Source organism: Formosa algae (assembly GCF_001439665.1).
Lineage (GTDB): Bacteria > Bacteroidota > Bacteroidia > Flavobacteriales > Flavobacteriaceae > Formosa > Formosa algae.
In genome coordinates, this window is the sequence record NZ_LMAK01000074.1 from 1 (window position 1) to 11,790 (window position 11,790).

Below are 11,790 nucleotides of genomic sequence, written 5' to 3' on the forward strand. Positions count from 1 at the left end.
TTTGGGCACCCTTCGGAAGTCGGATTTAAGGATGTTATTCATGAATGGAAAGCCGAAAAACTGGATACAGATAAATTATTGGCTTATTTTACCGAAGATTTAGGTGCCAAATATTTTATGGCTTTGGCGCATCATCACGATAATTTTGATAATTGGGATTCCAAAAATCATGAATGGAATACCGTAAACGTTGGGCCAAAGCGCGATATTATAGGGGAGTTTAGTAAGTCTGCAAAAAAGTACGGCGTCCCGTTTGGTGTTACTACGCATAATGAACGGTTTTTCGATTGGATGTCACCAGCCTTTAGCGCAGATACTTCTGGCGTATATAAAGATATTCCGTATGATGGACATCTTACAAAAGCAGAAGGCAAAGGAACGTGGTGGGAAGGTTTAGACCCTGCACTATTATATGGTTTGCCTCCTGATAAGCGTACGCCAGAATGGACCGAAGCTTGGAAAGCCAACTGGTTGCTAAGAATGCAAGATTTATTAACGTCTTACGATATCGATTATGTTTGGTTTGATGGTCGTGGTTTTCCATATGGCGATTATGGAAAAGAAGCGTTTCGAACATTTTATAATCACAACCTAGAAAAATACGGAAAGATAAATGCTGTGATTGCTGGTAAAATTCCAGGTAAAGATCCAGGCATTCTTCACGATATAGAACAAGGTGTAGAATCTGAAATTTCAGAAGATCCTTGGCAAAGCATTTGTACGTTTACGCATTGGTTTTATAAAAAGGACGATCCCTCAAGACATGATGCGAGAAGTACCATTGAATTGTTAGTAGACGTGGTGAGTAAAAATGGAAATTTTGTTTTGAATGTCGAACTGCTTCCCGATGGAACAATTCCTACTGAACACAAATTAATTATGGATGCATTCGGAAATTGGCTAAAACTGAATGCTGAAGCCATTTATGCTACTAAGCCTTGGCAAGTTCATGGCGATAATTTGTTTTCGGCATATAAAGATGCTAACGAAACCAATACAAATTTGGCGAATACAGATGTGGTTGAACTTAAGAAAAAAAGCAAACAATTTAATAATCGAACAAAAGATAGTCCGCCGTATGGACATAATGAGGTGCGATTTACTACAAAAGATGGCGTGCTTTATATGTTTGTTTTAAATCCTTCAGAAGGAGAAATTACAATACCAGCGCTTGGTTTACAATCTCAATACAATCCGAAAAAGATTCAATCCATTAGCATGATTGGAAACGAGAATCCTATACAATATAATCAAGACATTAGGAATCTTACACTAAAAATTCCTAAAACACGGCCGAATCCTTATGCGGTTGTCTTCGCAATAAAAGGTGCCTTGTAAAGTGCAAAACTTAAGTTTAGTGTACGTTTAATTGTATTGATTCCTAAAAAACGAATTGAAAAATGAATATTATTTAAATGAAATAGACATGAACACCACAACTAAATTTATTAATCTGCGTTCCATTTTCATAGGCTCATTATGCCTCGTTTTTTTATATTCTTGTAGTCAGCCTAAAAGTAAAGATATGGTCATTGTAACTCAAGAACCTTTTTCAACGCCCAAGTTAAATTCACGTGTAGATTCTATCATGTCAACCATGACAATTGAGGAAAAGATTGCGCAAATTCAAGGGATTCGACCAACAGAACTTTTAGTAGATGGAAAATTATCACTTGAAAAATGTCGTGAGAAATTACCTCATGGTATCGGTCATATTTGTCAATTTTCTTCATCATTTACTATGGAACCGGAGGAATTACGGGAATTTGTTCGGGAGATTCAAAAGTATCTTATGACTGAAACACGACAGAAAATTCCCGCTGTTTTTCATGAAGAAGCCATAACAGGGTTTTCAACTAAAGGCGCGACTACCTTTCCGCAACAAATAGGAGTGGCATGTTCTTGGAATCCTGAAATGGCAACAAGAAATGCCTTATCTACACGTAAAAATATGAAAGCTGTTGGTGCAAATTATGCGTTGTCTCCCATGCTAGATGTAATTAGAACAGCACATTGGCCTAGAATCGAAGAAAGTTACGGTGAAGACCCGTACTTAACGTCAACCATGGGTGTGGCTTTTATAAAGGGATTACAAGGCGATGATGTTAGTGAAGGCATAGCAGCAACTACAAAACACTTTGCGGGATATGGTGCGGATACAACAAATGAAAAAGATTTTTTCGAAGATTATTTAATGCCTCATGATGCCGTAATTAAACAAGCTAATGTAAAAAGTGTGATGCCGTCTTATGCAGCCTATAAAGGTGTAGCCGATGTGGCAAATAAAGAACTACTGACAGATATTTTAAGAGGAAAACTTGGGTTTGATGGCATTACCGTGAGCGATTATCATGCGATAGATCATGTTTTTGATAAGTATGTACAAGCGAGTTCTTTAAAAGAAGCTGGAGTCATGGCTTTAAAAGCGGGTAACGATTTGGAATTTCCGTTACCAAATGCTTATGAATTTTTACCGGAAGCTATAGCAGATTCTTTAGTGTCACCCGATGTTATTGATGCTGTAGTGAAGCGCTCCTTAATAATGAAAGTCAAGCTAGGCTTACTAGATAATCCTGAGTTTGGTAAAGAAGGCGCATTGGATTTTGATCCGCCTGAAAACCGAAAGTTAGCTTATGAAGCTGCATGTCAATCTATTGTTCTGTTGAAAAACGACGGTATTTTACCTTTAAAAGTGGATGAATTAAAGCAAGTGGCCTTATTAGGACCCAATTCTGATAATGTGTTTTGCTTGTTAGGAGATTATACTTATCAATCCATGATTACCTATTTCTGGGGACAAACGTTCGACCCAAATTCACCTAAAATAGTTACTGTGTTAGAAGGACTTCAAAATAAAATAGGTGATAAAATCAATATTCAAAATGAGCGGGGTTGCGATTGGACAGAACCTTTGGGAACCGTAATCGATCCTGATTCTTATGGAGATGATGAGTTGGGAACCGCAAAAAAGAATATTTTAAGTCGTGTGGCACAACCTAATCTAGAAAAGGCTTTATCTATCGCGCAAAATAGCGAGGTCATCATTGCGGTAATGGGAGAGAATACCTATTTGTGTGGTGAAAACCGTGAGCGAGAAGGCATTAGATTACCGGGCGAACAAGAATTATTTGTAGAGAAACTTATTGAAACAGGGAAACCTGTTGTTTTAGTTATTACGGGAGGAAGACAACAATTAGTCGACAAGTTTGAAGATAAATGCGCAGCTATTATCCAAGCGTGGTTTCCGGGTGAAGAAGCTGGAAATGCTTTAGCCGATATTCTTATAGGAAATGTAAATCCTACAGCAAAACTTTCCGTAAGTTACCCGAAAGATGACTCGAAACAAGAATTAAATTATCAACACGGTTACAAAGACGTGCAGCCTCAATATCCGTTTGGATATGGATTATCGTATACGAATTATATGTATTCCGACTTTAAAATGCCTTCAGAAATAGATGTTAATGCTAACCATTTTAGCGTGACTTGTACGATAGAAAATACGGGAGATAGAGATGGCGCAGAGATTGTTCAGCTTTATGTGTCTCCTGTTAATACGAACTCGACTATGGATGCCATTCAACTAAAAGGGTTTAAACGTGTAGACTTAAAAGCTGGTGAACAAAAAACAATTGATTTTAAAGTTTCTCCAAAACAATTAATGCAATACCTTGACGACCATTGGGTAGTGAAGCCTGGAAAATACGAGTTTAAAATAGGAAAATCTAGTGTAGATATTCCTTTAAAAGGCATCATCGAATTTCATGGTGAAGATGTCACTATGGAACACAGAACCGTATTTTTCTCCGAATCCCAAATTAAATGATAAGTATGAAAAAAATATTAATTGTATTGACGTTACTATGTGTATCATTTAGCCATGTGATTTATGCACAACATACAATAAAAGGCATTATTACAGATGCTAAAAATAATCCAATTGATGGTGCAGAAATAAGTTATCATAATGAAGCAATAAAAACGAAGTCTGATGGTCAGTTTACATGGAAATTCAGTGATTATTTGCCCGAAAGCATAAATTTTAAAATACAAAGTGCAGGATATAATCTTAAATATTTAGGAGTAAATACTAGTAAAACCAGTGCCGAACCTTTAAAAATTAACCTCAGTCCATCTCCAAATGTTCATCCTAATTATATCATTTCAAAAGTAAATATCGAAGCAGAGGTCTTAACTGTTATGACTGAAAAATGGGGTAATAATTTTCAGCATGCAGAATACCCAAAACAGGTTTTAAATACTATAATAGAGTTGAATCCTGGCGATAATATTCAAGATGCTATAGACAAAGTACATCACGAAGGTGGAGGTGTGGTGCTTTTAAAAGCGGGAACTTTTGAAACTGATGATTTAAAAATTAAAAGCCATGTTACGCTTTGTGGGGCCGGACGGGAGCAAACCATTGTAAAGCATATTGGGAGCGGGAATTTAATGGATCAAGGGTCTAAAAAATTAACCGATGTAGTGTTTAAAGATCTCACATTTCTTGGAGGTCCAGAAACCGGAAGTGGATTAAATTTGCGTGGTGACGATACCGACAGACACGAGCGCTTAATGTGGCAGAATGTGACAGTAACAAATATGGGCTCACATGGTGTTGGCATCAGTCGGGTGAATCATATTATTATGGATAATAGTGTGTTTCAAAAGAATGGAACACGTGGCGGACTTCATCATAATATTTACTTTCTTTTCGTTGGTCATGTGTTGCAATCTGATTGCGATATGTCTTATCCTACGGAAGGGAAATCGAATAAATATACTTCTGCAAAATACGTGTTGGCTCAACGTTGTGTTATGAAAGAAGGTAAAGGCAATGGTATTCAAGCCGATAATAATATGGGTGGATATCTGTTTTTTCATAAGCTTCATATGTCGGGTTTTAAGCGTGTGGCCATGTGGTTTCCTTGCGAATCATACTACAATAAATTTGAATACACCGAAGACCCAAAATGGGTGCCACAACATGTTATTTTAAATAAATGTGAAATTGTAAATAATACTTGGGGTGCCATGTGGCGTATTGTTCGCGGGAATTCTTATGTGATAGATTCATATTTCGATAATACGAATATTGATATGGGCTTATTAAAATGCGATGTAAAAATGGAACATAGCATTTTTAAAACAGGTAATCAATTGTATACCGATGTAAAACAATGGCCAAAAAATGTTAAGATTCTTTGGTAATACTATTGGAGTTATAGTTCTGGCTTTTTAATCTTAAACAATCAAAACATACTTTCACTTCTTATCTTCTAAGCATATAAAAAACTAGTGTTTGTTATGCTGTAAAAGGCTCGGGACTCTATAATCAGTCATATGTTATAGACTATGAATCATGATTTATAAGATCCCATGTTCAATTTTTCTATTATTGTTTATGTATTTCAATTCAAGCTTTATCCTATCACATTTACCGTTTTTATAGGTTTAAAAACAGGACGTCTATTGACGAAAGACGGTGAATAAACTCTGAATTGATGTTATGTTTTAATATGTTTTTTACCACAAGGTTCGTAATCAACATTTAATTAAAACATAAGATTCTGAAAGCTGTTTAAATTGAAGCTAATTAAATATTATGGATTGTAGAAAAGTGAAATTTATCTTTATTGTTGTATTGGTATTGATTTTCAGTAATGCATATGCTATTACGTTGGATTTGTCTAGTATTTTTTCTTATGGCATGGTTTTACAGCAAGGTCAGTATGTACCCATTTGGGGAAGTTCAGCGCCTAATTCTATGATTTTAATTACATTTTCAGGACAGGAAAAAATAACAAAAGCCAATGAAAAAGGAGAATGGGTAATTAATCTTGATCCTTTAAAAGCTTCGAGTGCCCACGAAATCCTAACGATTAAATCTTCTCTAAATGGAGAACCTTTAAAGCGTTTTCAAATATGTGATAAAAGTAGGGTGTGGAAATGGGCAAATACTCAAATTATTGATACTAATAAAGTAGAAGTTTGGCATGAGACTATTGCAAACCCTGTTGAGGTGCGTTATGCATGGTCTTCAAATCCTGAAGGTGCTAATTTATATAATAAAGAAGGATTACCAGCTTCAATATTTAAAACGAGAAATTAAATGCAAAAGCTAATTATTAAAATAAAGTACCTGCACACCAAGGACTATTTAGTTGGCTTGTGTTTGGTTTTAATACTGTTATCTTCTGGATGTAAAACAAAGAACACAGAGAACAAAGCTGTGTCTGAAAGTGAAATAAGAAAACCCAATATCATTTTTTTAATGACAGACGATCAGCGTTGGGATAATATGGGCGCTTATGGTAGACCAGAATTTAACACGCCAAATATTGATAAATTAGCATCAGAAGGGGTCACTTTTGATCAAGCATTTTACGCCGTTGCCATATGTATGCCAAGTCGTGTAACAATGATGACTGGACGTTATAATTCAAATCATAAAGTAGGGTTTGTTGCGCCAGAAGATTATACCTTGTCGCAAGCAGATTTCGAAAAAAGTTACCCGGCTTTGTTAAAAAAAGCAGGCTACCGAACGGGATTTATCGGAAAAGTAGGGTTTACAGTCACAGATGAAGCGACTCGTCCGAGTACACCAGATAATCATCTTTATAAACAACATATGGGATCTGTGTTCGATTTTTTTGCGGGTAGCGAAACCCACGATAGAAATGGTATTGTCATGTGGCCAGAACAGGATAAAGGATTACAGGAAATTTATAAACCTAGACGAGAAAATTCTGGAAGAACCTTAAGAACGGGAGAAGCCATGTTACGGTTTATCGATACGCAACCTGCAGATCAACCATTTTGTTTGTCGGTGAGTTTTTATGCGGTAAAACACGATAATAATAAGGATGTGTATATGCCGCATTTCGAACAATTTAAAAATAAAGACCTTTCGGTACCAGAGAATTGGGTAGCAGGCGATAATCCAGATTTACCAGAGGTGGTTAAAGACAATGCGAGAGGTGTATATTTACACCGTCAACGATCTTCAACACCAGAATTGTATCAAAAACTCGTGCGTCGCTTTGCAACACAAGGATATTCTGTAGATGAGCAAGTAGGATTTTTAGTAGAAAAGTTAAAGGAAAAAGGATTGTTAGATAATACAGTAATTATTTATACAAGTGATAATGGACGTTTCCAAGGTTCGCACGGTTTATTCGATAAATGTCTGTTATACGACGAGTCGGTTAAAGCGCCACTTATTGTTTACGATGGACGTGTGTCAAAATCGGATCGTCAACATCGAGAATCGGCCTTGATTTCTTCGGTAGATATGGCGCCAACTATAGTGTCTATGGCCGGTTTACAACCCCCAACAAGTATGCAAGGACGAGATATTAGTGGCATTTTAAATAAAACCCAACCTATAGAGGAATGGCGAGATGCTGTTTATATGGAAGATTTATTTTTAGTAGGTATGTTTAACAAACGCTACGACGAGAATGTTATCGCAATCAATCAGAAGTTGATAAATGATAATAAATCTTATCGCAGCAGAGGAGTGCGCACATCACGCTGGAAATATATTGTGTATTATGAACATACTCCACGAATAGAAGAACTTTACGATGTCATTAAAGATCCGTCAGAACAACATAACTTAGCAAAAGACCCAACATATAGTGAGACTTTACAAACGTTGAGATTACAAACTGAAGCATTATATCAAAAAGCCATTCAATAAAATCATTATAAAATATATATTTAACTGAAACATCTAATTCATGAACTATTTTAAAACCATTTCCATCTGTAGTTTATTCCTGTGTGCGATGCTATTAGCTAGTTGTCAATCTTCATTTAAACACAAAATTGAAAAGTCCGAGCATGGACTTACCATTCATCAAGATAGTACATTAATTACCATCGAAGTTGTAAATGCATCCATTATACACGTCAATAAAATTAAGATCGGCAGCACGCCAACAGAGCTTCCAGATTATGTTACGGTTTTAGAACCTCAAGATGTAACTTGGGATGTTAAAGAATCTAGCGATGTTGTAACCATTAGTACGGATGCGCTTCAAGTTATTGTGAATAGCAAGGGAATAATCGAATATAAAACCTTAGATAATAAGAATCTGGTTTCAGAAACAGACGAACTGACTTACATTCATCCAAAAGATACTGTGCATAGCGTGTCTCAGGCATTTGAAGCTGGAGATGAAGCTTTATATGGTTTGGGGCAATTCCAAAGCGGAATCATGAATTGGAAGCATGTGCCTATCAGACTTCAACAATATAATCAGGAAATTGCTGTGCCGTTTTTAGTGTCGACTAAAGGTTATGGAATTTACTGGCATAATTATAGTCTTACAGATTTTAATTTACCTCAAAACAAAATTGAATTTAAATCAACAAGTGAGATGGCAACCACAGAAAAGGTAGTGGTTCCTGAAGATGGTGAAAAAGAAAATGTGGCAGCTTATGCTGTAAAAGAAGCTGCAGAAAAGAATATTCGTGAAACCACATTTACTCCTTCAAACACTGGTGAGTACACGTTTTTAGCATTAAGTGATAATGATGGTCGTATGCGTGGCGAAATTAAGGTGACTATAGATGATGATCCTATAATTAACTATTCTACCATTTGGATGCCGAGACGGTATTCAGGAAAAAAATATTTAGAAGCAGGAAAAACATATAAAGTCGTATTTCAAAATACAGGAGCTAAAATCCCAGGAACTTTACTTTACAATACTCCAGATTATAACAAAACGGTGTTTAGTAGCACCAGAGGACATGCTATAGATTATTATGTGGTGCAAGGCGATAATCCTGCAGAAGTCATTTCAGAATATCAAAAATTAACAGGAACGGCGCCTATGTTTGCTAAAAGTGCTTACGGGTTTTGGCAATGTAGAGAACGTTATCACAATCAAGAAGAATTATTGGCAAATGCACGAGAAATGCGCGAGCGTAAAATTCCTTTCGATAATATTGTACAAGACTGGTTTTATTGGCCAAAAGGGACTAAAGGTCCGGAATGGGATCCTGCGAAATATCCAGATCCAGATGCTATGGTGGACGAGTTAAAAGCGTTAAACCTAAAATTAATGGTTTCGGTTTGGCCAGAGGTTAAAAATCAAGCTTTAGAGGCTAAATATAATCTCGACAAAATTGAAAGTAGTAACTATGTCGACATTTATGACAAAGGAGTGAGTGAACGTTTTTACCGTATGCTAAGTGACTCGATGTTTCATAAAGGTGTGAGTTCAATCTGGCTAGATGGTACAGAACCTGAAGGTGTATTTAATACGAAAGTGAATACGGCTATTGGACCTTATGAGTCGGTTCAAAATCCATATTCTTTAGAGGTGAATAGAGCCATGTACGAAGGGAGACGCGCAGAGTTTCCTAACGAGCGTGTATTTAACTTAACACGTTCTGCATATGCTGGTCAGCAGCGTTACGGTGCAACTTCATGGTCTGGAGATGTTGAAGCGTCTTGGGAACAGTTTTCGGAACAAATTGCGGCTGGTTTAAACTTTACAATGGCTGGAATTCCGTATTGGACGCATGATATTGGAGGATTCTTTAGAGATTCAAAATCGATTAATCCTGAATTTGATAGTCAATATACCAATCCAGAATTCATTGAATTATTAACACGTTGGTTCCAGTTTGGTACCTTCAGTCCTATTTTTAGAATCCATGGATATGTGTCGGAAACAGAGATTTGGAGATACGACGCTGCTTTTGAAAGTACTGCTCGAAAGTTTATCGATTTACGGTATCAACTTATGCCATATATCTATTCGCAAGCCTGGCAAATTACAACAAATAGTAAGCAACTTATGACGCCGTTAGCGTATCATTATCCAAACGATAAAAACACTTGGCAAATCAAGGATCAATTATTCTTCGGGGAATCGCTTATGGTTGGTTTTGTTACCGAATATGAGAAACGTCAAAAAGAGATGTATTTCCCAAAAGGGGAGTGGTATAACTTCTGGACGAATGAAAAAATACATGGCGGAACGCGTAAAACAGTAAAAGCAGAACTTAACGAAACGCCACTATTTGTAAAAGCTGGAAGCATTCTGCCTATCGGACCTAAAGTGCAATATGCAACACAAAAAACAGATGAGCCGTTACGTTTAAAAATATACCCAGGAGCAGATGCCACATTTACCTTATATTTTGATGATAGCGAAACTTACGACTATGAAACGGGTGAATATTCAGAACTTAAATTATCGTATTCTGAAGCCAATAAAACGCTTCAAATTACAAAAGGTAATGGCGAATATTTAGAGTATTCTAAAACACCAATGACTTTTGTTGTCGAAATGATTGGCGGTGCACAGCAAACGGTGAGTTTTGAAGGTTCAGATTTAGAGGTTAAATTATAAGGTTTACTAACAGGTAAACAAATTCAATTTACACAGGTGAAGTTTGAGGTTTTAGTGGCCTTTAGCTTCACCTGTGGCGTTTAGGCATATAAGTTATACGAATTGCACCATAGTTTATATTCAAATTATAAGGGGTGGAGTATTTTTATGGCTCTAAGTGTAATAGAATAAAACTAGCTCGAAAACTCATGACTAAACCTTGTGTCAACTTAAAAACAATTAAAAATTTTAGACTTTTAAATCTGATTGTCATACTTAGTTTAAGTATAATCAGTTCAACAGGATTTCAACTAAAAGCACAAACTTCAGTAAGCTCTTTACAAGAATTGAAAACGTATTTAAATGCAGATAACGTGCATGTAAAAATGAAACCGGGTGTGTATTCAATTACTGCTGAGGATGTCAAAAACGGCCTATATACGCAGGAAACTAAAATTAAAAATTCTAGTAAAGTGTTACTCTTGTTTGAAGGAAGTCATAGTACTTTCGATTTTACAGATGTAACCATACAAGTCGATACAAAAGTGTTTCAGGCGTTTGGCAATAACCAGATTCACGAATTACAAATTATAGGAAATAACAACGTGTTAAAAAACTTAACGCTTGTAGATTTAGGTTCGGTGCACGATGCGCCAACACGTCGGGCGACGAATATTGTAATGGATGGCGCTCATAATAAAATTGAAGGATTTCATGTCACTACCAAAGGGTCTTTCCCTTATGGCTATGGAGATGCTTTTGGGAAAGGTGGAAAATCTGTTATTCCACACCGTAAACATAGTGCCTGTTTAATTCGAGGTGAATCTAATCATCTTAAAAATTCAAAATTTATTCATAGAAGTTACGGGCATTGTATTTTTATGCAAGCTGCTAATAATCCTATTATTGAAGGTTGTGAAGTTGAAGGTGAAGTTAGAAGAACAGACGATATGCTAGCCGAAACTTCAGGGCCCGCTTTCGATGTCGATTTTATGACCGTTTGGGGTTACAAGCTTCCAAAAGGATATATGTTAAGCACGGGCGAAGCCGGAATTCGTGCTTACGATGGAGGCGAAACCATAATTGATGGTAAACAATATAGACGCGGAACCTCTAACGTTACCGTTTTAAACTGTACCGTAAAATACATGAGAACAGGTGTCACTATTGCACATGCCACAGGAAAAAAATATGTTGAAGGTTGCATTGCTAAAGGGTGTGAAAACGGATATTCATTAGGCTCAGGAGACTTAGTAAACTGTAAAGCCGATGTTACACACGGACCAGCATATGCCTCAACCTACGAAAGAGATAAAGGTTATAATGCAGATATTACACTCATTCCATCAACAGATCCGTACGTAAATGGTACGGGAACTGTCGCATACATTGGCGGGAGTCTTCATAAAATTACACTTCAAGGATCTAGCCAAGG

7 protein-coding genes are annotated in these 11,790 nt (G+C 36.5%); all 7 read left to right on the plus strand.

All coding sequences use genetic code 11. The features are described 5' to 3' along the window. The coding region (locus AST99_RS15790; RefSeq protein WP_057783396.1) for an alpha-L-fucosidase at window positions 1-1,338 on the plus strand (1,338 nt) is incomplete at its 5' end. A gap of 187 nt (window positions 1,339-1,525) precedes the next feature. Next, window positions 1,526-3,826, plus strand: coding sequence for a glycoside hydrolase family 3 N-terminal domain-containing protein (locus tag AST99_RS15795; RefSeq protein ID WP_057783398.1), 2,301 nt, complete (start codon window positions 1,526-1,528; stop codon window positions 3,824-3,826). 5 nt (window positions 3,827-3,831) lie between these two features. Further along, complete coding sequence (locus AST99_RS15800) at window positions 3,832-5,211, plus strand: hypothetical protein (RefSeq protein ID WP_157486427.1); 1,380 nt, start codon at window positions 3,832-3,834, stop codon at window positions 5,209-5,211. Window positions 5,212-5,605: 394 nt separating this feature from the next. Beyond that, entirely contained in the window at window positions 5,606-6,112 is a 507-nt protein-coding gene (locus AST99_RS18635) for a hypothetical protein (protein ID WP_057783402.1), read from the plus strand. Continuing rightward, a complete protein-coding gene (locus AST99_RS15810; RefSeq protein ID WP_157486429.1) occupies window positions 6,113-7,705 on the plus strand; it encodes a sulfatase-like hydrolase/transferase in 1,593 nt (530 codons plus the stop codon). It abuts the gene before it with no gap. Between the two features lie 40 nt (window positions 7,706-7,745). Continuing rightward, window positions 7,746-10,376: a glycoside hydrolase family 31 protein gene (locus AST99_RS15815; protein ID WP_083495711.1), complete on the plus strand. Its 2,631-nt coding sequence runs from the start codon at window positions 7,746-7,748 to the stop codon at window positions 10,374-10,376. 188 nt (window positions 10,377-10,564) lie between these two features. After that, a partial coding sequence (locus AST99_RS15820; protein ID WP_057783407.1) for a hypothetical protein occupies window positions 10,565-11,790 on the plus strand: 1,226 nt, incomplete at its 3' end.

What these genes read in the sequence shown, in the direction of transcription:
- AST99_RS15795 (WP_057783398.1), top strand. Translation starts at nt 1,526, where the DNA reads ATGGTCATTGTAACTCAAGAACCTTTTTCAACGCCCAAGTTAAATTCA.
- AST99_RS15800 (WP_157486427.1), top strand. Translation starts at nt 3,832, where the DNA reads ATGAAAAAAATATTAATTGTATTGACGTTACTATGTGTATCATTTAGC.
- AST99_RS18635 (WP_057783402.1), top strand. Translation starts at nt 5,606, where the DNA reads ATGGATTGTAGAAAAGTGAAATTTATCTTTATTGTTGTATTGGTATTG.
- AST99_RS15810 (WP_157486429.1), top strand. Translation starts at nt 6,113, where the DNA reads ATGCAAAAGCTAATTATTAAAATAAAGTACCTGCACACCAAGGACTAT.
- AST99_RS15815 (WP_083495711.1), top strand. Translation starts at nt 7,746, where the DNA reads ATGAACTATTTTAAAACCATTTCCATCTGTAGTTTATTCCTGTGTGCG.